Source organism: Saccharothrix xinjiangensis, from assembly GCF_039527585.1.
Classification (GTDB): Bacteria; Actinomycetota; Actinomycetes; order Mycobacteriales; family Pseudonocardiaceae; genus Actinosynnema; species Actinosynnema xinjiangensis.
On record NZ_BAAAKE010000024.1, the window covers coordinates 39,770 to 59,666 of the forward strand.

20 protein-coding genes are annotated in these 19,897 nt (G+C 73.8%); 5 read left to right on the plus strand and 15 right to left on the minus strand.

Going from position 1 to position 19,897, the window contains the following annotated elements; translation table 11 throughout:
- The first annotated feature begins 143 nt into the window (after positions 1–143).
- Positions 144–1,511, plus strand: coding sequence for a cellulase family glycosylhydrolase (locus ABD223_RS33200; protein ID WP_344040669.1), 1,368 nt, complete (start codon positions 144–146; stop codon positions 1,509–1,511).
- Between the two features lie 105 nt (positions 1,512–1,616).
- On the opposite strand, the gene ABD223_RS33205 is transcribed toward ABD223_RS33200, so the two are convergent.
- The 9 genes from ABD223_RS33205 to ABD223_RS33245 form a co-directional block, all read right to left on the minus strand.
- Positions 1,617–2,132, minus strand: coding sequence for a hypothetical protein (locus tag ABD223_RS33205; RefSeq protein WP_344040670.1), 516 nt, complete (start codon positions 2,130–2,132; stop codon positions 1,617–1,619).
- Positions 2,129–3,388, minus strand: a complete 1,260-nt coding sequence (locus tag ABD223_RS33210; RefSeq protein WP_344040671.1) for a WXG100 family type VII secretion target — start codon at positions 3,386–3,388, stop codon at positions 2,129–2,131. Before ABD223_RS33210 ends, ABD223_RS33205 begins: the two co-directional genes overlap by 4 nt.
- Positions 3,385–3,693 (minus strand): hypothetical protein, encoded by a 309-nt coding sequence (locus tag ABD223_RS33215; RefSeq protein WP_344040672.1) that lies wholly within the window; start codon positions 3,691–3,693, stop codon positions 3,385–3,387. The genes ABD223_RS33210 and ABD223_RS33215 overlap by 4 nt, the downstream gene beginning before the upstream one ends.
- Positions 3,694–3,898: 205 nt before the next feature.
- Positions 3,899–4,786, minus strand: a complete 888-nt coding sequence (locus tag ABD223_RS33220) for an ATP-grasp domain-containing protein (RefSeq protein ID WP_344040673.1) — start codon at positions 4,784–4,786, stop codon at positions 3,899–3,901.
- Positions 4,787–4,969: 183 nt separating this feature from the next.
- Positions 4,970–6,337, minus strand: coding sequence for a Gfo/Idh/MocA family protein (locus tag ABD223_RS33225; protein WP_344040674.1), 1,368 nt, complete (start codon positions 6,335–6,337; stop codon positions 4,970–4,972).
- A 20-nt stretch (positions 6,338–6,357) separates the two neighbouring features.
- On the minus strand, positions 6,358–8,406 hold the full coding sequence (locus tag ABD223_RS33230) for a hypothetical protein (RefSeq protein ID WP_344040675.1): 2,049 nt from the start codon (positions 8,404–8,406) through the stop codon (positions 6,358–6,360).
- Positions 8,406–9,689: an ABC transporter substrate-binding protein gene (locus tag ABD223_RS33235; protein ID WP_344040676.1), complete on the minus strand. Its 1,284-nt coding sequence runs from the start codon at positions 9,687–9,689 to the stop codon at positions 8,406–8,408. Before ABD223_RS33235 ends, ABD223_RS33230 begins: the two co-directional genes overlap by 1 nt.
- Positions 9,690–9,700: 11 nt before the next feature.
- Positions 9,701–10,549 (minus strand): carbohydrate ABC transporter permease, encoded by an 849-nt coding sequence (locus ABD223_RS33240; protein WP_344040677.1) that lies wholly within the window; start codon positions 10,547–10,549, stop codon positions 9,701–9,703.
- The gene (locus tag ABD223_RS33245; protein ID WP_344040678.1) at positions 10,542–11,528 is read right to left on the minus strand and encodes a carbohydrate ABC transporter permease; all 987 of its coding nucleotides are present in this window, start codon (positions 11,526–11,528) and stop codon (positions 10,542–10,544) included. Before ABD223_RS33245 ends, ABD223_RS33240 begins: the two co-directional genes overlap by 8 nt.
- 230 nt (positions 11,529–11,758) lie before the next feature.
- Here ABD223_RS33245 and ABD223_RS33250 point away from each other — a divergent pair, with 230 nt between their 5' ends.
- From ABD223_RS33250 to ABD223_RS33260, 3 genes are all read left to right on the plus strand, one after another.
- Complete coding sequence (locus tag ABD223_RS33250; RefSeq protein ID WP_344040679.1) at positions 11,759–13,171, plus strand: glycoside hydrolase family 5 protein; 1,413 nt, start codon at positions 11,759–11,761, stop codon at positions 13,169–13,171.
- A complete protein-coding gene (locus tag ABD223_RS33255) occupies positions 13,168–14,199 on the plus strand; it encodes a LacI family DNA-binding transcriptional regulator (RefSeq protein WP_344040680.1) in 1,032 nt (343 codons plus the stop codon). The genes ABD223_RS33250 and ABD223_RS33255 overlap by 4 nt, the downstream gene beginning before the upstream one ends.
- Positions 14,200–14,388: 189 nt before the next feature.
- Positions 14,389–15,126 carry an STAS domain-containing protein gene (locus ABD223_RS33260; protein ID WP_344040681.1) on the plus strand — a complete coding sequence of 246 codons (738 nt, stop codon included), beginning with the start codon at positions 14,389–14,391 and terminating at the stop codon, positions 15,124–15,126.
- 76 nt (positions 15,127–15,202) lie between these two features.
- Here ABD223_RS33260 and ABD223_RS33265 read toward each other — a convergent pair whose 3' ends face one another.
- From ABD223_RS33265 to ABD223_RS33280, 4 genes are read right to left on the minus strand one after another with little or no spacing between them, the layout of a single operon-like run.
- Positions 15,203–15,853, minus strand: coding sequence for a response regulator (locus ABD223_RS33265; RefSeq protein WP_344040682.1), 651 nt, complete (start codon positions 15,851–15,853; stop codon positions 15,203–15,205).
- The gene (locus ABD223_RS33270) at positions 15,850–16,173 is read right to left on the minus strand and encodes a sensor histidine kinase (protein WP_344040683.1); all 324 of its coding nucleotides are present in this window, start codon (positions 16,171–16,173) and stop codon (positions 15,850–15,852) included. The genes ABD223_RS33265 and ABD223_RS33270 overlap by 4 nt, the downstream gene beginning before the upstream one ends.
- On the minus strand, positions 16,089–16,964 hold the full coding sequence (locus ABD223_RS33275) for a histidine kinase dimerization/phosphoacceptor domain-containing protein (protein WP_344040684.1): 876 nt from the start codon (positions 16,962–16,964) through the stop codon (positions 16,089–16,091). The genes ABD223_RS33270 and ABD223_RS33275 overlap by 85 nt, the downstream gene beginning before the upstream one ends.
- Positions 16,942–17,244, minus strand: coding sequence for a hypothetical protein (locus ABD223_RS33280; protein WP_344040685.1), 303 nt, complete (start codon positions 17,242–17,244; stop codon positions 16,942–16,944). Before ABD223_RS33280 ends, ABD223_RS33275 begins: the two co-directional genes overlap by 23 nt.
- 147 nt (positions 17,245–17,391) lie before the next feature.
- Here ABD223_RS33280 and ABD223_RS33285 point away from each other — a divergent pair, with 147 nt between their 5' ends.
- Positions 17,392–18,216: an FkbM family methyltransferase gene (locus tag ABD223_RS33285; RefSeq protein ID WP_344040686.1), complete on the plus strand. Its 825-nt coding sequence runs from the start codon at positions 17,392–17,394 to the stop codon at positions 18,214–18,216.
- Here ABD223_RS33285 and ABD223_RS33290 read toward each other — a convergent pair.
- Together ABD223_RS33290 and ABD223_RS33295 are read right to left on the minus strand one after the other, a co-directional pair.
- Positions 18,152–18,940: an ABC transporter permease subunit gene (locus tag ABD223_RS33290; RefSeq protein WP_344040687.1), complete on the minus strand. Its 789-nt coding sequence runs from the start codon at positions 18,938–18,940 to the stop codon at positions 18,152–18,154. The two genes, ABD223_RS33285 and ABD223_RS33290, sit on opposite strands and share 65 nt — an antisense overlap.
- A complete protein-coding gene (locus tag ABD223_RS33295; RefSeq protein WP_344040688.1) occupies positions 18,937–19,860 on the minus strand; it encodes an ABC transporter ATP-binding protein in 924 nt (307 codons plus the stop codon). Before ABD223_RS33295 ends, ABD223_RS33290 begins: the two co-directional genes overlap by 4 nt.
- Positions 19,861–19,897: the final 37 nt, after the last annotated feature.

Consider the following 19,897-nt stretch of genomic DNA (forward strand, 5'->3'; position numbering starts at 1 on the left):
ACCGGGCACGACGCTATGTACGTGCACGTGCATCTCGGTGTACGGTCCCCGGTCTAGGAGCGCTCTGGGAGCGCTCCCAGAACGCTGTCGAGATGAGGAGGGGCTCAGTGAAGCGCTCCACCGCCGTACTGGCTACATCCGCGGTGGCCCTCGGTTGCGCGGCGGCGGTGCTCCCGCACGCCGCGGCCGCCGCGCAGGGCTGCCGGGTGGACTACACCGTCACGAGTCAGTGGCAGGGCGGGTTCCAGGCCAACGTGAAGGTCACCAACCTCGGCGACGCCCTCAGCGGGTGGTCGCTCGGGTTCACCTTCCCGAACACCTCGCAGAAGGTGAACCAGGGCTGGAACGCCACCTGGTCGCAGTCCGGTTCCTCGGTCACCGCGACCAACGTCGACTGGAACCGGTCGCTCGCCACCGGCGCGTCCACGGACCTCGGGCTGACCGGCACGTGGTCGGGCAACAACCCCGTGCCCACGTCGTTCGCGCTCAACGGCGTGGCGTGCACCGGGTCGCCCACGACGACCAACACCACGACCACGACGACCACCACGACCTCGAACCCGCCGACGCCCCGCAACCCGGTGGAGGCCAACGGCCAGCTGCGGGTCTGCGGCGTGAACCTCTGCAACCAGTACAACCGCCCGATCCAGCTGCGCGGCATGAGCACGCACGGCATCCAGTGGTTCGACAAGTGCTACAACAACGCCTCGCTCGACGCGCTGGTCAACGACTGGAAGGCGGACCTGTTCCGCATCGCCATGTACGTGCAGGAGCAGGGCTACGAGACCAACCCGACCGCGTTCACCAACCGGGTCAACGCCCTGGTGGACATGGCCGAGTCCCGCGGCATGTACGCGCTGATCGACTTCCACACCCTCACGCCGGGCGACCCCAACTACAACCTCCAGCGCGCGAAGACGTTCTTCGCCGCGGTCGCCGCGCGCAACGCCAACAAGCGCAACGTGATCTACGAGATCGCCAACGAGCCCAACGGCGTGAGCTGGGCCGGCATCAAGAGCTACGCCGAGCAGGTCATCCCGGTCATCCGCGCCGCCGACCCCGACGCGATCGTCATCGTCGGCACCCGCGCCTGGTCGTCGCTGGGCGTGTCCGAGGGCTCCAACGAGTCCGAGGTGATCAACAACCCGGTCAACGCGACCAACATCATGTACGCGTTCCACTTCTACGCCGCCTCGCACAAGGACAACTACCGGTCCACCGTGAGCCGGGCGGCGTCGCGCCTGCCGCTGTTCGTCACCGAGTTCGGCACGGTCACCGCCACCGGCGGCGGCTCGTACGACCGGACCAGCACCGCGGCCTGGCTCGACCTGCTCGACCAGCTGAAGATCAGCTACGCGAACTGGACGTACTCCGACGCCAACGAGAGCAGCGCCGCGCTCCGGCCCGGCACCTGCAACGGCGGCGACTACTCCAGCAGCGGTGTGCTCACCGAGTCCGGTGCGTACATCAAGAGCCGGGTCAGCACGCCGGACAACTTCCCGACCAGCTGACCGCCGGGTCCCCGGTCGCCCTCGTGCGCGAGGGTGACCGGGGACCTCGTCACGGGTACGTGCGAAACCCGCCCCGGCGGTCGGCCGTCAGACCCGAGTCGGTCGTCAGACCCCGGTCGCGACCAGGACGAGTTCGCCGGACCCCGGGTCGAGGTAGGCGGACGCGTACCAGCGCTCGTGGTCGAACGCCGCGTCCAGCGCGTCCCCGCTCAGGAACGGCCCGCTCGGCAACCGGTCGCGCATGCCCTCCACCACGTCGGGGACCTCGCCCGCCGCGGTCGGCGCGTAGGCGGACACCAGTCGCTCGACCGCGTCCGGCGCCAGGGTGACCACCGCGTCGATCCAGTAGGTGGAGGGTCCGGGCACGTCGGAGCGCCCGAACGTCCCCGACATCCACCGCGCCGCGTCCGGCGCGTCGAGCACCGGGAAGCGCTTGACCAGCGGGGCGAGGTCGGTTCGCAGTTCACCCGTGCCGGACTTCGCCGCGGCCGCGCCCTCCATCGACCCGCTCACGCCCACCCCCACCACCCGATAACCGATGAAGCCGACCAGGACCACGATCCCCGACGTCACGACGGCCGCCACCGCGAGGACCCAGGGCCGGGGTGATGTCCTGCTCACCGACGTCGCTCCCTCGGGTTGTCCGGGGTCGGTCCCCGGTCGCGCTCGGCGCCGCGCGCGTCGATCTCCTCACCCGGCGCGCCGGTGGGCGGGTGCCCCAGCTCCCAGGTGACCGTCCTGGTGATCGTGCCGTGCGCGTCGAACGGCTTCGCCCAGCCGACCTCGGTGAACCGGCCGTTGCCGTTGTCCGGCAACCCGGTCCTGACGTCCTCGTCGTCGCGGTTGAAGTTGTAGCGGTCCTCGGCCTCGACGACGATCTCCATCGTCACGGTGTTCCCGTTCACCCTGACGTTCCCGTGGCTCCACACCTGGTGGTCGCCGATCGCCTTCTGCCAGTTCTCCGTCGCCGGGTAGGGCTTGGCCGCCGTGGCCTCGCCGGTCATCGGGAACTCCGTGTTCCCCGCCCGGATCAACTCCTCCGCGGCCAGCGCCGCACGGGTGATCTCCCCGTCCGCGCCCGCGCGGACGTGCGGGTCCTCGCGGTAGGCCTTCTCGTAGTCGAATTCCCTGGGCTCACCGGTGTTCTTCCAGTAGTGCTCGTACATCTGCGTGGCGTCCGGCATGTCGCCGATGAGCTGCGCGCCGCGCAGCGTCGCGAGCCACTGCGCCTTGGCGAGGTGGTCGCCCGGGGTCGGGTCCGCCGAGCCGTGGGCGAAGTCCTCGTCGAACCGGAAGTCCGGCCGGTCCGGTGCGCCGATCCGGTAGCGGCCGTCGGCGGTGCGCCGGCCGACGTCGGCCCCGGCCAGGCTCGTCGCGCCCTGGTCCGGGACGCCGGCGGCCTCCGCCTTGGCCATGGTGTGCGCCAGCGCCCGGTCGATCTCCTCGGCGGCGACCAGGATGCGGCTCACGGCGTGGGCGAGCTCGTCGGCCAGCCGGGCGCGCTGCGGGTCGGGTGCGACCTGGGGCGACGCGTCCGCGATCGACCCGTCCGCGCCGATGGCGAAGTGGTGGGCGCCGGCGGTCGACTCGGTCTCGTGCACCAGGCGGCTCAAGTCGGCGACGGCGTCGGACGCCTCGTGCAGCGCGCGCTGGACCGCGCTCGCCTCCGCGACGAGGTGCTCGGCGCGGTCCCGGATGGCCCTCAGCTCGCCGCGCGCGGCGGTGGCGCTGTCCCCGTGCCACAGGAGCGGGCCGAACGACCGGTCCAGTTCGTCCTCCAGCCCGATCAGCCTGTCCTTCCGCGTGCGGATCGACCGGGCGGTGGTCTCGATCGCGTCGGCGTCCCACCGGCGGACGTCGTGGTAGCTCAGGGTCATCCGCCCGGCCACCAACCCAGCAGCGTGAAGTCCTGTTCGGCGGCGCCCTCGTCGGCCTCGTAGCGGTCCGCGGCGGCCGACAGGTTCCCGCCGAGCCGGTTGACGTCCGTCGACCAGCAGGCCAGGCGCTCGGTCCAGGCGTGGGCGAGGGGTTCGGCCTTGGCCGCGGACTCCGAGCCGGGCAGCGCGGCGGGCACGTCCCGGGGCGTCGACCCGAGTTCGACCCGACCGGCTTGTTCCCCGGCGGAAATCGCCGCCGCGGCGGCTTTCCGCAAACCCTCTACATCCACCTCGAAGCCGCTCATGTCCCTTCCCGATGAGTAGCCGCGATCGGCAGCGTAGCAACGCCGGGAAGTGAATCAACGGCACTGAACAGCAGATCACCCACATGGTGCACGCACTATCAATTCACCCCGATGGTCAATACTCGAATGGCTTATCACGTTCCGCATGAATGCGGAGTTGCGTTCTCGGAGTTCCCGGGGTGGTGGTCGCGCTTAATCCAAGAGGTCATGTCGACGGCCGGCGCCCGCCGATTTCACGGGGTTGGTCCCCCGCGGGCAGCAGGTCCACCAGCGCGGCGGGCGGGATCGTCGACGGCCGGTCGCTGACCTGCCCGTCGCCCAGTTCGACCACGCGCCACTCGCCGTCGTCGCGCCGGACCAGGTCGGCGGTGACGAAGGGCAGCCCCAGGCCGGCGATGAGCGGTGCGATGCCGGCCAGGTCCGGTCCGACCCCGGGCAGGTCGTCGGGGGTGTCGGGGTGGGGGCCGACCAACCGGCACGCGCCGTCGACCCACCAGGTGCGCACCTCGGCGGAGGCGAAGCGCTCGAAGCGGCGCAGCACGAACCCGCCGACCACGTCCTCGCGCAGCTCCCGGAACCGGCTCGCCACGGCCCACGCGGCGTCGGCGTCGGCCAGGTCCGGGATGAAGGCGGCCTCGTCCCAGTGGTGCTTCATCGACTTGGCGTAGTCGCGCAGCACCGCCGGACCGGGGCCCAGCTCGCCGCGCGCCCGGTCGAAACCGGCGCGGTCGTCGCCCACCGTCCACGCCGACCGGGGCGTGACCTCCGCCAGGTCCGAGCACCAGCCGGGCAGCTCGTGCGCCCTCCGGTACTGCTCCGGGTCGGTCCACGGGTCCACGCCCCGCCGCCGCAGCGCACCGGCGAACGCCGCGTACCGGTCGGAGTCCAGCATCCAGCCGCGGTAGGCGGCCGTGCCGCCGCCCTCGGGCACCCGGCGCACCGCCCGGTCGGCGTCGCCGGACGGGTCGGCGAGCGCGTCGTGGTCGACGAGGGCGACCGCCACCCCGGCCGCGCGGGCGGCCTCCGCCTCGGCCGCGAAGTGCTCGTCGGGGCGGCGGGGGTGGAGCACGTCGGCGGGCACGAGCAGGATCATGGCCCGCATCGTGCCACCGCGGGGGCCGCCGACCGCCGAAGACCTGCGGTCATCGGCCCCTCGCCGCTCCGATCGCCGCACCCCGTCAGCGTTCCGGCCGCTGCGCTCCTCGCCGTTCCGGTCGCCGCTCCCGTCACCGTTCCGGCCGCCGTACCCCCTCACCGCCCTGGCCACCACACCCCGTCACCAGTCCGCGGAGAGCCCCAGGTCGGCGATCCGCACCACCTCGCCGGTCCGCAGCGAGCGGTTCGCCGCGATGCCGACACCGGCGCTGCGCAACCCGTCCTCCACCCCCGCCCGGCGACCCAGCGGGTCCGGCGCGGAACCGGGTCGGAACACGTCGTCGAGCAGGTGGGCGTCGCCACCGCCGTGGGGTCCGTCGCCCTGCGGCACGGGCACCTCCTCCGCGACCGACCAGTGCCGCTGGAGCAGCAGCCGCTCACCCGCCGGGCGCGGGTTCGCCGCCGACGCGGAGGCCGGGCGGTCCGGTGCGACGCCGGGGTCGACCGCCGGTCGACCGACCACGCCGGCCGCGCCGGCGGGCAGCACGTGCCCGCGCTCCACCACGTCCAGCTCCAGCCTGCCCGCCGTGCCGTTCACCGCGACCCGGTAGCCCTCCCACGGCGAGTGGGCGTTGAGCGAGTAGCTCAGGGACGCGCCCGAGCCGTACCCGACGACCACCGACAGGTTGTCCTCGGTGGTGATGCCGCCGCTGAACACGTCCCGGTCGCGCAGGTAGCCGTCGTCCGGCTCGGCCTCCAGGTAGAGCCGGCGCAGCACGTCGTCGGCGGCCAGGTCCAGCGCGAACGGGTCGCGGTCCGCGCCCGGCGCGCCGGTCGAACGCCCCGGCCGCGCGCCCAACCCGCGCCGGGCGGCGTTGTCCGCGCCGTAGAAGCGCAGGCCGCCCAGCGCGAACACGGTCCGCGGCACGTCGCCCAACCACCAGTTGACCAAATCGAAGTGGTGGCTCGCCTTGTGCACCAGCAGGCCGCCGGAGTGGGCCTTGTCCCGGTGCCACCTCCTGAAGTAGTCCGCGCCGTGCACGGTGTCGAGCACCCACTCGAAGTGCACCGAGGTGACCTCGCCGATCGCGCCGCCCGCGATCAGCCCGCGCAGCTCCCCGTTGCGCGGCGAGTAGCGGTAGTTGAACGTCACGACCAGCTCGCCGCCCGACTCGCGCACGGCGTCGGAGATCGCCCGCGCGCCCTCGGCGGTGGTGGTCAGCGGCTTCTCCACCACCACGTCGCAGCCCGCCCGCAGCGCCGTGACCGCGTAGTGGTGGTGGGTGGCGTCCGGGGAGGTCACGATCACCGCGTCCGGCCGCTGCTCGCGCAGCAGGTCCGCGAACCGCTCGGGCGCGTAGCGCGCCGGGGCCCGCCCCAGCACCTCGTCGTAGTAGGACATCCGGGTGGGGCTCGGGTCGCACCACGCCACCACCACGCCGTCGTCGGCGTATTCGCCGGCGAGCGCCTCGACGTACATGGCGGCGCGGTGGCCGACGCCGACGACGGCGTAGCGGCGACGGGACCGCCCACTGGGTTTGGGCTGCACTGCGCTTCCTTTCGAACCGGTCAAGGCGCCTGGACGAGACCTTCGTGCCGCACCGGCCAGCCGGCGGGGAAACCCGGGCGCGGCGGCCCGCCGTCCCAGCCCGCGGCCATCAGGGCCACCGCGGCCAGCAGCCCGCCGTTGCCGGGCAGGTACGCGGGCAACCGCGCGGTCTGCCGGTTGTGCCCGTTGGGCAGGTAGCCGTTCTTGGGCGAGTCCAGCAGCAGCGCGTCCACCGCGGTGCGGGGTTCGCCGAGCCTGGTCGCGGTCATCGCCATGGCCGGGTAGTCCCAGCCCCACGTGCTCGACCAATCCCAGTCGGCCAGCACGTCGCGCAGGGTCGCCCGCATGACCCCGTGGTCGACCAGCCCGGTCTCGGGGACCACGCCGAGCGCGCAGAGCATCGACGGGTGGTCCTCGCGGACGGTCCACGGCGGCGTCCCGATCGCGGCGTAGCGGCCCTCGCGCACCGGCGGCCGCGCCAGGCCGTCCGCGACGCGGGTCCACAGCGGCTCCTCGGGCAGGCCGAGGAGCCGCCGCCACCGCTGCGCGACCCGCAGCCCCCAGGCCCAGTAGGCCAGCTCGAACGTCGGGTTCGCGGTGCGGGCGCGGTCCCGGTAGTAGGACTCCTGGGCGGGCACGAGCGGCGGAGCCAGCGCGTACCCCTCCTCGGTGGCCACCACGAAGTCGGCCATGAACGCCGCCGACGCCAGCACGCACTCGCCGTAGCGCGCCACCGCGCCCTCGTCGCCCGCCCGGCGCACCAGCTCCGCGAGGTGGATCGGGTGCGGCTGCTGCCAGAGCAGGAAGGCGCCGATGGGGCTGGGGCTCTCCCGACCGTCCGGGCCGACCTGCTTGGGCCACCGCGCGCCCCGGTAGCCCTGCTCGCGGGCCGTCGCGCGGGCGACGTCGAGCACCCGCGGGTACCAGTCGAGGCCGCGGGCCAGCAGCTCCGGCCGGCCCCACAGCGGGAAGTGGGCGCCGTGCCACCAGTGCATCTCCAGGTGGAACCGGCCGCGCCAGCTGTTGGCCAGCAGCCCCGTCTCGGCGGGCGGCAGCGAGCCCGCGCACTGGACGGCCGTCAGGTACTGCGACAGCACGATCCGCCGTTGCAGCTCCGGGGCGCGGGGGTCGGGGCCGTGGTCCAGCTCCACCGCGCCGCCGGAGGACCAGAACCTGGGCCACCCGCGCTCGCTCGCGGCCAGCACCTCGGGGAACGCCACCGGCGCCCGGTCCGGCGCGACGTCGCCCGGCGTGAAGCGCACGGCCAGTTCCAGCGCCCCTCCCCCGGTGACGACCACGAACTCGTGCGGCCCGGTCCGCCGGACCTCGGCGTCCGCGCCCCAGCGGACCTCGACCGCCAGCCGGGTGCCGTCCAGCTCGCGGTCGACCCGGAACCCGGCTCCCCGGCGGCGGAGGGTGCTGCGGTGCCGGTCCGGGCTGCGCCAGTCGGCCGCGTCGTCCCAGGCCTCCGAGCCGTAGGGGAACGCCAGCCGCACCGCCAGCCGGCCGTCGGCCAGCGCGGGCGACACCACCCGGAAGCCGAGCACGTCCCGGTCCGGGTGGCAGCACGTCACCACCCGGACCGGCGCGCCGGCCAGCCGCGCGTCGCTGGTGATCACACCGGTCCACAGGTCCAGCCGCTGCCGCGCGCCGCGCGGCCCGTCCGGCGCGGGCGGGGCGCCGTCGACCAGCAGGCCGATCCGGACCAGGTCCAGCCGGTGCGGGTTGGCCCGCAGCCAGCGCTGGGCGGGCGTGGCCCGGTCGAAGTCGTCGGCGAGGTCCACGTAGGGCACCGGGCCCCGGGGGGTGTCGTACTCGCGCACGCTGTCGGCCAGGTCCGGCGCGGGTGACGGCGGCGGCGTGCTGTGCCAGCCCCACTGCGCCTGGGTCGCCAGCAGCGTGCCGCCGTCCTCGCCCACCGGGTACAGCCCCGGGAACGTCTGCATCCCGGTGACGTCCACCGTGCAGCACAGCTCGCCGTTGCCCACCGACAGCGGCGACCTCGGCGCCACGCCCACCACGTCGACGGCGTACCGGTCGACCAGGGCCCTGCGGTCGATCGCCGCCATCAGCCGCCGATCGCCGCGGTGACCTCGTCGACGAACCGGCGGGCGGCGTCGGGCACGCCGATCCGGTCGAACAGCACGTCGGAGTTGACCCGCTGGAGGATCTGGAGCGTGTCGGTGGAGCCGACGGGTCCCTGCACGAGCGCGGGGGTGACCTCGTCGCCGATCTCGTCGATGAACGCCGCCTCGGCCGCCTGGTGCTCGTCGAGCGACCCGGCGATGCGCTCCCGGACCTCCCGGTTGGCCGGGATGCCGCGGTCGGTGCCGATCGCCGCGCCCGCCGCCGGGTCGTTGACCAGGAAGTCGATCAGCCGCGCCGCCGCCTCCGGGTGCCCGGTGCGGGAGTTGACGGTGTAGAGCTGCGAGGCCTGCAACCACATGCCGGCCTGCTCGCCCGCCGTCTCGCCCGGCGCCCGCAGCATCACCAGCGGCCGGCCGGAGGCGGTGCGCAGGGCGGCGAGCCGGTTGCTCCAGTCGAACCTCATGGCGGCCAGGCCGCGGCCCATCAGGGTCTGCTCGGGCGCGGACACCGACATCTGCTCCACGGTCACCGTGGCCTGCGGCGTGCTGCCGGCGTCGCGCAGCCGCCCGGTCATGTCGAACCAGTCCTCGACGCTGCCGGTGCTGATCGCGACCTCGCCGCCACCGGTGTAGAGCCCTTCCCCGCGCTGCTTGGAGAAGACCTCCAGCGTTTCCGGCGCGGTCGGGTCCTCCACTCCGTAAGTGCCCGGGGGGACCTCGTCGCCCAGTTCGCCCGCGATGCGCTCGAAATCGGCCCACGTCCAGGTGTCGTCGTCGGGCAGCGGCACGCCCGCGGCCTCGAACACCGCCGGGTTGGCCACCAGGCCGTAGGTGTTGACGCCGGTGGGCACGCCGTACCGGACGCCGTCGAACTCGCCGTTGGACAGCGCGGCCTCGTCGAGCCGGCCGAGGTCCAGCGAGCCGGCCACCTCTTCGAGGTCGAGCAGCGCGCCGCGCCCGCCGTACTCGCGCGGGTACACCCCGCCCATGGTGATCACGTCCGGCGCGTCGCCGGCCGCGACCTGCGTGGCGATCCGGTCGAAGTAGGCGTTGAAGTCGGCGTGCTCCCCCGTGACCCCGATGTCGGGGTTCGCCGCCCGGAACGCGTCGAGCGCCTTCTCCGTGGCCTCGGCGCGCTTCTCGTTGCCCCACCAGGAGAACCGCAGCTCGACCGGGCCGCCGGCGTCGTCGCCGCCGGACGAGCAGGCGGGCAGCGCCAGTGCCAGCGCCACGACGCCGACCAAGGACGGCAAGAGCCTGGTCATGTCCCCACTCCTCACTTGATGCCGGTGGTCGCGATGCCCTGGGTCAGGTAGCGCTGCCCGGCCAGGAAGAAGCCGAAGACCGGGACCAGCCCGACCACCGACATGGCGAACAGCCCGCCCCACGAGCTGCTGCCCTGGCCGTCCAGGAAGGTGCGCAGGGCCACCGGGACGGTGTGCAGGTCCCGGTCGGTCAGGAAGATCAGCTGGCTGAAGAAGTCGTTCCAGGTCCAGATGAACGTGAACAGCGCGGTGGTCGCCAGCGCGGGCGTGGACAGCGGCAGGATGACGCGCCAGAAGATCCGCCAGTGGCCGCAGCCGTCGATGCGGGCCGCCTCGTCCAGCTCCCGGGGCAGCGACCGGATGAACTGCACCATCAGGAAGATGAAGAAGGCGTCCGTGGCGAGGAACTTCGGCACGACGAGCGGCAGGTGGGTGTTGATCCAGTCCAGCTGGGAGAACAGCACGTACCTCGGCACGATCAGCACGTGGACCGGCAACATGACGGTGGCCAGCGTCAGGGCGAACAGGAACCGCTTGCCGCGGAAGTCCAGCCGGGCGAACGCGTAGGCCGCCATCGAGCACGACAGCAGGTTGCCGATCACCGACGCCACCGCGATGAACGCCGAGTTGAGCAGGTACTGCTGGAACCCCGGGCCGAGCGCGGTCCAGCCGTTGACGTAGTTCTCCAGGGTGAACGAGCTCGGCCACGGCGACGGGTCGCGGAAGATCAGGTCGGTCGGCTTGAAGGAGCTGGAGACCAGCCACAGCAGCGGGTAGACCATCACCACGCCGAGCACGACCAGCAGGCCGTGCCGCAGCGGCGCGGGCAGTCCGCGTTCACGCGCCCGGGGCTCAGTCACCGTAGAACACCCATCGCCTGGCCAGCAGGAAGTTGAGCGCGGTCAGCGCCGCGACGATCAGCAACAGCAGCCAGGCCAGCGCCGAGGCGTACCCCATCTGGAACGAGCCGAAGCCGCGTTCGTAGAGGTAGAGCGTGTAGAACAGGGTCCGGTCCGACGGGCCGCCGGTGCCGCCGCTGACCACGAACGCCTGGGTGAAGTTCTGGAACGCGTCGATCAGCTGGAGCACCAGGTTGAAGAAGGTGATCGGGGTGAGCAGCGGGATCGTCACGTGCCGGAACCGGGCCCACCGGCCGGCGCCGTCCACGGTGGCCGCCTCGTAGTGCGCCACCGGGATCTGCCGCAGCCCGGCCAGGAAGATCACCATCGGCGCGCCGAAGGTCCACACGTTGAGCACGACCAGGGTGTCCAGCGCCCAGTCGGGGTGGGCGATCCAGCCGACGCCCTGGATGCCGACCAGCGCCAGCAGGTCGTTGACCAGGCCTTCGGTGCCGAACATCTGCCGCCACAGGATCGCGATCGACACGCTGCCCGCCAGCAGGGAGGGCAGGTAGTAGACCGAGCGGTAGAACGCCAGGCCGCGCACGCCCCGGTTGAGCAGCAGGGCCAGGCCCAGGGCCACCGCCAGCTGGAGCGGCACCGAGACGAAGACGTAGCGGAAGGTGACCGCGAGCGAGGTGAGCAGCCGCTCGTCGCCGAGCATCCGGGCGTAGTTGTCCAGGCCGGTCCACTTCGGCGGGCGCAGCAGCGAGTAGTTGGTGAACGACAGGTAGAGCGAGGCCAGCACCGGGCCGATGGTGATCACGACCATGCCGACGGCCCAGGGCGCCAGGAACAGGTAGGCCGCCCGGCCGTCCCGTCGCCGCACGCTGCCCCGGCGGCGTGGCGGCGCGGACCGCCGGGGTGGCGCCGGGCTGCCCGCGACCGGCCCCGGGGTCTCCGGCACGCCGCCCGGCCTCGCCCCCTCGGAACCGGCCATGCGCCCTCCTCGGCGACGTCGCCCGCCCACCTGGCCTGTGGCCCGCACCACACTGACCGGGAAACCGCTTTCTACCGTGCTGCTCGTCAGGGTGTCAATCCTTGCTTTGGAAGGTTTCAAGGTGGGCGTCTCAACACATGTCCCAGGACTGTGAACAGCTCCGATAAGTTTCGTAACGGTGAGAAACCGGTTACCGTGACCTGGCTCGGTCCACCGGTGAGGAGGAGCCCATGCCCGCTCTGCCCTGGGTCGAGGTCCGCGGCGCCCGGCTGGCCGACGACTCCGGCGCACCGGTCGCGCTGACCGGGTACGGGCTCGGCGGCTGGATGAACATGGAGAACTTCATCACCGGCTACCCGGCCACGGAGTCGTTGCAGCGCAAGGCGTTGCGCGCCAACCTGGGCGAGGAGGGGTACCGGCGGTTCTTCGACCGGTTCCTGGACGACTTCTTCGGCGTCGACGACGCCCGCTTCCTGGCCTCGCTGGGCCTGAACGCGGTGCGCGTGCCGCTGAACTACCGCCACTTCGAGGCGGACGACCGGCCGTTCGAGATCCTCGAAGCCGGTTTCGGGCCGCTGGACCGGCTCATCGACCGGTGCGCGGAGCAGGGCATCTACACGATCCTGGACCTGCACGCCCTGCCCGGCTGCCAGAACCAGCACTGGCACAGCGACAACCCGACGCACTGGGCGCAGTTCTGGGCCCACCGGCACTTCCAGGACCGGGTCGTGCACCTGTGGGAGGTCATCGCGGACCGCTACGCCGACCGCCCCGAGGTGGCCGGCTACAACCCGGTCAACGAGCCCGCCGACGCGTCGGGCGAGGTGATCGGCCCGTTCTACCAGCGGCTGGAGCGCGCCATCCGGGCCGTGGACGACCGCCACGTGCTGTTCCTGGACGGCAACCGGTACTCCACCGACTTCTCCGTCTTCACCGAGCCCTTCGACAACGCGGTCTACAGCGCGCACGATTACGCCCTGCCCGGCATCGCGCGCGGCGGCGAGTACCCGGGCACGACCCGCGGCGAGTTCTTCGACCGCGGCGCGCTGGAGCGGGCGTTCCTGCGGCGCACCGAGTTCATGCGCCGGACCGGCACCCCCATCTGGATCGGGGAGTTCGGCCCAGTCTACACCGGCGACGCGCGCACCGACGAGGCCCGGTACCGGCTGCTGAGCGACCAGCTGGAGATCTACCACGAGCACGACGCCGACTGGAGCCTGTGGACCTACAAGGACATCGGGTTGCAGGGGCTGGTGCACACCCGCCCGGACTGCGCCTACCTGGAGCGGATCGCGCCGGTGCTGGCGAAGAAGGCGCGGCTGGGCGCGGACGCCTGGGGCGGTGACGACAGCGGGGTCAGGAGCCTCCTGGACCCGGTCGAGGAGCTGTTCGAGCGCGAGTTCCCCGACTACGACCCGTTCCCGTGGGGCCGCCGGGCGTGGGCCACCACGCTGGTGCGCAACATCCTGCTGGCCGAGCCGCTGGTGGGCGAGTTCGGGCGCTGCTTCGCCGGCGTGGGCCCGGAGGAGGCCGAGGAGCTGGCGGCCTGCTTCGCGTTCTCCGGGTGCGTGCCGCGGGCCGGCCTGGTCGAGGTGCTGCGGCAGCGCCCCGGGCACCGGCCGTCCGCCGGGGAGGCGCCGTGACCGCCGGCGCCGAGCGGGGCGCGCCGACCGGCAGGCGGGCGGGCGTCACGATCAGCCAGGTGGCCGCGGCCGCCGGGGTGTCCCGGGCGACGGTGTCCAGGGTGATGAACGGCCGGTCGACGGTGGCGGCGGACCTGGCCGACCGGGTCCGGGCCACGGCGTCCGCGCTGGGCTACGAGCCGAACCCGCACGCGCGCAGCCTGGCGCTCGGCCGCACCACCACGGTGGGCCTGGTGGTGCCCGACCTGGCCAACCCGATGTTCCAGGCGGTGCTGCGCGGCCTGTCCGAGGCCGCGGCGGCGCAGGGGCACCGGGTGATGGTGGCCGAGTCCAACGAGGACCCGGCCGAGGAGGAGGTGCTGGCCGCCGAGGTGGCCCGGCGGTGCGACGGCCTGGTGCTGGCCTCGTCCCGGCTGCCCGACGAGCGGCTGGTCGCGCTGGCGCCCGGCCTCGGCCCGCTGGTGCTGGTGAACCGGGAGCTGCCGCGGCTGACCGTGCCCAGCCTGACCGTGGACTACGGCGCGGGCGTGCGGGACGTGGCCGAGCACCTGCTCGCGCTCGGGCACACCCGGCTGGCCTATTTGGCCGGGCCCGGCTCCAGCGCGGCCCACCAGGCGCGTTCGGCCGCGCTGCGGTCGTTGGCGCGCGAGCGCGCGGGCGTCGACCTGGTGGAGCTGCCGTGCGGCTCGACGTTCGTCAACGGGCACGCCTCGGCGCGGGCGGTGCTCGACTCCGGGGCGACCGGGGTGGTCGCGTTCAACGACCTGGTGGCCTTCGGCGCGCTCAGCGGGCTGCACGAGCTGGGCGTGGCGGTGCCCGACCGGGTCTCGATCGCCGGCTTCGACGACATCCCCTTCGCCCGGTACACCACTCCCCCGCTGACCACCGCGTCGGTGCCGCAGCACGAGTTGGGCAGCCTGGCGTGGCAGCGGCTGTGGTCGCTCCTGGGCGACCGGCCGCCGCAGCACAACGTGGTCTTCCGGCCCAGGCTGGTGGTGCGGCGGAGCACCGGGCCCGCGCCCCGGTGAAAACCGGGGGCGAAAACGGACAAAACCCTGCAACCGCGCGGATTCCACGTGACGAGGATCGGCAAACGGGTGAGATGAAGCCCCCTGGCAGCGTACTGGCAGTGACACGGTCCCGATGACCGGCTATGACGGAGGAGGGGATTCGACCAGGAGCACTCGGCGAGCCGACCTGCCATGGGTGGAGACTGCGTGACGATCGACACCGACCTGTCGCTACGAGCGGTGACCCGCGGCGACGTGGTGCTGCTGTCCCCCGTGGGGCGGCTGGACCTGTCCACCTACGTGGGGATGCGCGACGGTTTGCTCAAGCACGTCGCGGAGCAGCCGCACGCCGTCGTCGTCGTGCTCGGGCCCGACCTCGAACTGGGCAGCGACCCGCTGGCCGCCGTGTTCGCCGCGGTGTGGATGCGCTGCTGCCGCTGGCCGGGCGTGCCGCTGATGCTCGTGGCCACCACCGAGCGCCACCGCAGGATGTTGGGGCGCACCGGGTTGAGCCGGTTCGTGCCCTGCCACGACCGGTTGGACGCCGCGCTCGCCGTGGCGACCACGCCGGCGCGGCGGCACCGCAACGAGATGCAGCTGCCCCCGGACACCGACGCGCCGCACCTGGCCCGCGACTTCGCCCGCCGCACCTGCCTGAAGTGGAACCTGCGCCACGCCGGCCCGCGCGCGGTGCTGCTGGCGGGCGAGCTGGTCGAGATCACCAGGGCGCACGCCGGCTCCACCCTGGTGCTGCGCATCGAGCGGTTCCCGGACCAGCTCACCGTCGCCGTCCGGCACACCGGTCCGTCGCCGCGCGCCGCCGGCCGCCGGCTCGACCTGACCCGCATCCGCCGGCTCAGCACCGCCTGCGGCAACACGCCCACGCTCGACGAGGGCCGCGTCCTCTGGGCCGCCATCGGCATCTGCGCCGACGACCGGGGCTGAAGGGCCCGGGGACCCGGAGGCCGCCCGGCGAAGCGCCTGTCACCCGACCGGGTCCGCCGCCGGTCAACGCCGCCGGTCAACGCCGCCGGTCGCCCGCCAGACCGCTCTCGTAGGCCAGCACGACCGCCTGGACGCGGTCGCGGAGGCCCAGCTTGGCCAGGATGCGGCCGACGTGGGTCTTGACCGTCTCCTCCGCGATGGACAGCCGCTCGGCGATCTCGGCGTTGGACAGGCCGCGCGCGACCTGGCCGAGCACCTCGGTCTCGCGCGGGGTCAGCCCGGCCAGCTCGCGCGGGCGCGTCGGCGCCTGCGCGACGAACCGCTCGATCAGCCGGGCGGTGACCTGCGGCGCGAGCAGCGCGTGCCCCTGCGCGACCACGCGGACCGCGTTGACCAGCTCCTCGGCGCGGGCGTCCTTGAGCAGGAAACCGCCGGCGCCCGAGCGCAGCGCCTCGTACACGTACTCGTCGAGGTCGAAGGTGGTCAGGATCAGCACCCGCGGCCGGTGCGGGCCGTCGAGCAGGAGGCGGGTGGCGGCCAGCCCGTCCAGCACCGGCAGCCGCACGTCCATCAGCACCACGTCCGGCCGCTCGCGCCGGCACAGCACCACGGCGTGCTCGCCGTCGCCCGCCGCGCCCACCACGGTCATGTCGGGCTGCCGGTCCAGCAGGGCGGTGAAGCCGTCGCGGACCATCGCCTGGTCGTCGACGACGACGATCCTGATCACCTGGGCCCTCCTCGCTCGGGGACGACCGCGTCGACGGTGAAACCGCCCTCGCCGTCGGGTTCCGCCCGGAAGCTACCGCCGAGCAGGTCCACGCGTTCGCGCATCCCCGAGATGCCCTGACCGGCGGGCCCGGGGGCGGTGACCAGGCGGTTGCGGACGTGGACGCGGACGGCTCCGCCGGACCGGGTCAGCCGGACCTCCAGCGGTTGACCCGGCGCGTGCTTGAGCGCGTTGCTCAGGCTCTCCTGCACGACGCGGTAGACCGACAGCGCGCGCAGCGGCTCCAGTCGCCGCAGGCCGTCGTCGAACTCCAGCTCCACCGGGGTGCCGACCCGGCGGATGGACTCCACCAGGGCGTCCACCTGGTCGAGCGTCGGCTGCGGTGCGCGCTCGGCCTCCGCCCCCCGCGCAGCGCCCCCAGCAGGTCGCGCATCTCGTTGAGAGCCTGCCGCGCCTTCTCGGCCACCTCCCGGAACTCCTCGGCCGCCTCCGGTCCCAGGCCGTCGAGCCGGTAGGGCGCGGTCTCGGCCTGCACGGCGAGGACGGACATGTGGTGCGCCACCACGTCGTGCAGCTCGCGGGCGACCCGGGTGCGCTCCTCGCGCACGGCCAGCGCCCGCGCGACCTCCGCCCGCGCGGCCCGCGACCGGCCGAGCAGCACGGCCGACGCCACGGCTAGCACCACCATCTCGGGCCGGGTCACCTCGACGACCAGCGCGGCGGCCACCGTGACCCCGGCGGTGGCCGCCGCCGCCACCGGCCGCCCGGTCAGGCCCACGCCGTGCAGCGCCACGAGCACCGCCCACTGCCCCGGTGTGAACAGGCTGCCGGTGCTCGCCCCGATCCCCACCTCGACCGCGTGCGCGGCTCCGCAGGCGACCAGCAGCGCCGCCCACACGGGCACGGACCGCCGCCGCCACCACAGCACCGGCGCGCTCTGGCCCGCCGCCAACGCCGCCGCGGTGAGCAGCCGGGCCCACCACGGCCAGTCGTCGGGCAGGGCGCCGCGCGCGAGCACCCCCAGGTCCAGGGCGAACAGCAGCGCGACGAGGGCCGGGGTCGCCCGGGGACCGAACCGGGTCCCCGGGTCACCGGGCGGGCGTCGCCACATCGGTCCGGCTCCTCCCCTCGCCCGGCCGCTGATCATCGTCCCGCACCAGCAGGCCGACCGCGAGCAGCGCCAGCGGGCCCACGAGCGCGCCGAGCGTCACCGAGCGCACCGCCGCCGGGCGGGCGCCGGGCCTCGGCAGCGTCAGCGCCGCGGTCGCCGAACAAGCGCACACCGCCCACCACGCCCACACCCGGTGATGGGGCAGGCCGATCCGGGTGACGATCGCGACGAATGCGGCGCACAGCGCGTGGAGCGCGGTTTCCGGTATTCGCTTCAGCACCCGACGAGCCTAGGAAATCGCAGATCACCGACGCATCCCCGACAAGAGCCACACCCGAGTAGCTCTTGAGGGTGATGTCACCTCGGCGCTTTCCGCGTAATTTTCCGCACCGCCGCACCGGATCAATGGGAAAAGCCGAGGAAATACATGCCGGTTGACACGCGCGCAGTGCTGCCCCGCTTCCGCGACCGCCTGGTGGACGGCGGCATCCGGGCGCTCGCCCGGACCAGCCGGTGGGTCGAGCCGGAACTGCTCGGGCTGCGCGACCTGGTCGGGCCGGGCGACGTCTGCCTGGACGTCGGCGCGGCCCTGGGCCTCTACACCGCCGAGCTGTCCCGGCTGGTCGGCCCGTCCGGCGCGGTGCACAGCGTCGAGCCGCTGCCGTTCGCGCACGTCGCGCCGTCGCGGCTGCTGGGCCTGCGCGACCGGCCCGGCGTGCGGTGGCACCGCCTGGCGCTGGGCGCGCGGTCGGGCACGCGCACCATGAGCGTGCCCCTGCGCGGCGGCAGGCCGGTGAGCGGGCGCTCCTTCCTCACCGACGGCGCGGCCGGCCTCGGCTCCAACGCGGAGTTCGACGACCACGCCGAGGTGCTGGTCCCGACGTGCACGCTGGACGAGTTCCGCGACCGGCTGGGCGTCGACCGGGTCGACTTCGTCAAGGTGGACGTGGAGGGCGCGGAGCTGGACGTGCTGCGCGGCGGCGTCGCGCTGGTCGAGCGCGACGCCCCGGCGTTCCTGCTGGAGATCGAGCAGCGCCACCTGGACCGGTTCCGGCGCTCGGCGGCCTCCGTCGTCGACTGGTTGGCCGACCGCGGCTACCGGATGTCCACTTGGGACGGTGGGGTGTGGCGGGGCGCGGGGCGGGTGGACGAGCGCCGCCGCAACTACCTGTTCACGCACCGGGACCTCACACCGCCCGGGACCGCAGGGCGAGGTAGCCGCCCACGAGCGCGGCGGTCGCCCACGCGGTGAGGACCAGCAGTCCCGCGACCGGCCCGAGCTCGGGGTCGGCCTGCGCGCCGACCACCATCAGCTGCGCCCCGGCGTGGTCGGGCAGGTAGCGCGCGACACCGCGCAGCGCCTCGACCTGGTTGGCCATCGGTGAGAGCACCATGACCAGCACGACGAGCAGCGACGTCGTCAGCGCGGTGTTGCGCAGCACCGTGGCCACGCCGACGCACAGGGCGTACATCAGCACCAGGTAGCCGGCCGCGCCGAGCGTCGTGGGCAGCACGTCGTCGTGGTCGAGCGGCACGCCGTACCGGCCCAGCCCGAGCTGGGTCGCGGTGAAACCGCCCGCGGCCGTGAGCACCGCGACGACCGCGGCGGGCGCCAGGCCCGCGACCACCTTGGCCAGGTAGAACCGGCCGCGGGAGGGCACCGCGGTCAGCGACGCCCGGATGGTGCCCGACCCGTGCTCGGAGCCGACCACCAGCACGGCGAAGGCGATCAGCAGCACCTGGGCGTACTGGAGCGGGTAGTGGCCGGTGGCGACGGGGTGGAAGTCCGGCCGCACGACGTCCAGGCCCCGGTCGAAGGCGTTGCGCACGGACCAGCCGCTGAGCCACCCGAGCCCGACGGCCGTCACGCAGGTCAGCACGAGCAGGACGACCGCGGACCTGAGGGTGGCGATCTTGGTCCACTCCGCGCGCACGGCATGGGCGGTCGCGTTGCCGGCGGTGGCCTCCCCGGTCACGACACCACCCCCGGCGCGGTCGCGCGGAACCCCGGCGCGTCCGCCGTGAGCCGCAGGAACGCCTCCTCCAGCGAATCGGCCCGGTGGCTCAGCTCGTCCAGCGCGATCCCGCCGGCGGCCGCGACCCGGCCGACCGCCGCGGTGTCCGCGCCGGGCACCAGCACCACCGACGACCCGGCGTCGTGCCGTCCCTCCAGGCCCTGCCCCGCCAGCAGGTCGAGCAGCCGAGCGGGCTCGGTGGTGCGGGCCAGCACGGCGGGGGCGCAGTGGCGGCGGACGAACTCGTCGGTGGTGGTGTCGGCCAGCAGGCGCCCGCCCGCGATGACCACCAGGTGCTCGGCGGTCACCGCCACCTCCGCCATCAGGTGGCTGGACACCAGCACCGCGCGCCCCTCCGCCGCCCACGCCCGCACCATGGTCCGCACCCAGCGCACGCCCTCCGGGTCGAGCCCGTTGCCCGGCTCGTCGAGCAGCAGGACCGCGGGGTCGCCCAGCAGCGCGGCGGCCAGCCCCAACCGCTGCGACATCCCCAGGGACAGCCTGCCCGCGCGCCGGCGGCCGACGTCGGCGAGGCCGACCAGCTCCAGGACCTGGTCCACCCGCCGCGCGGCGATGCCGTTGGACCGGGCCAGCCACCGCAGGTGGTCGACCGCCCGGCGCGCCTTGTGCGCCGCGCCCGCGTCGAGGAGCGCGCCGACCTCCCGCAGCGGGTGGCGCAGCTCCCGGTAGTGGACGCCGTTCACCAGCGCCCGGCCGCGCGTCGGCCGGTCGAGCCCGAGGACGATCCGCGCGGTCGTGGTCTTCCCCGCGCCGTTGGGCCCCAGGAAGCCGGTCACCCGCCCCGGGCGCACCGCGAAAGTCAGGTCGTCGACGGCGGTGACGTCGCCGTAGCGCTTGGTCAACCCCTCTACTTCGATCACGCCCCGATCGTCGCCGGCGGCGCGGTGCGCGCGCATC

What these genes read in the sequence shown, in the direction of transcription:
- ABD223_RS33215 (WP_344040672.1), bottom strand. Translation starts at nt 3,693, where the DNA reads ATGAGCGGCTTCGAGGTGGATGTAGAGGGTTTGCGGAAAGCCGCCGCG.
- ABD223_RS33235 (WP_344040676.1), bottom strand. Translation starts at nt 9,689, where the DNA reads ATGACCAGGCTCTTGCCGTCCTTGGTCGGCGTCGTGGCGCTGGCACTG.
- ABD223_RS33245 (WP_344040678.1), bottom strand. Translation starts at nt 11,528, where the DNA reads ATGGCCGGTTCCGAGGGGGCGAGGCCGGGCGGCGTGCCGGAGACCCCG.
- ABD223_RS33220 (WP_344040673.1), bottom strand. Translation starts at nt 4,786, where the DNA reads ATGATCCTGCTCGTGCCCGCCGACGTGCTCCACCCCCGCCGCCCCGAC.
- ABD223_RS33250 (WP_344040679.1), top strand. Translation starts at nt 11,759, where the DNA reads ATGCCCGCTCTGCCCTGGGTCGAGGTCCGCGGCGCCCGGCTGGCCGAC.
- ABD223_RS33230 (WP_344040675.1), bottom strand. Translation starts at nt 8,406, where the DNA reads ATGGCGGCGATCGACCGCAGGGCCCTGGTCGACCGGTACGCCGTCGAC.
- ABD223_RS33285 (WP_344040686.1), top strand. Translation starts at nt 17,392, where the DNA reads ATGCCGGTTGACACGCGCGCAGTGCTGCCCCGCTTCCGCGACCGCCTG.
- ABD223_RS33275 (WP_344040684.1), bottom strand. Translation starts at nt 16,964, where the DNA reads ATGTGGCGACGCCCGCCCGGTGACCCGGGGACCCGGTTCGGTCCCCGG.
- ABD223_RS33210 (WP_344040671.1), bottom strand. Translation starts at nt 3,388, where the DNA reads ATGACCCTGAGCTACCACGACGTCCGCCGGTGGGACGCCGACGCGATC.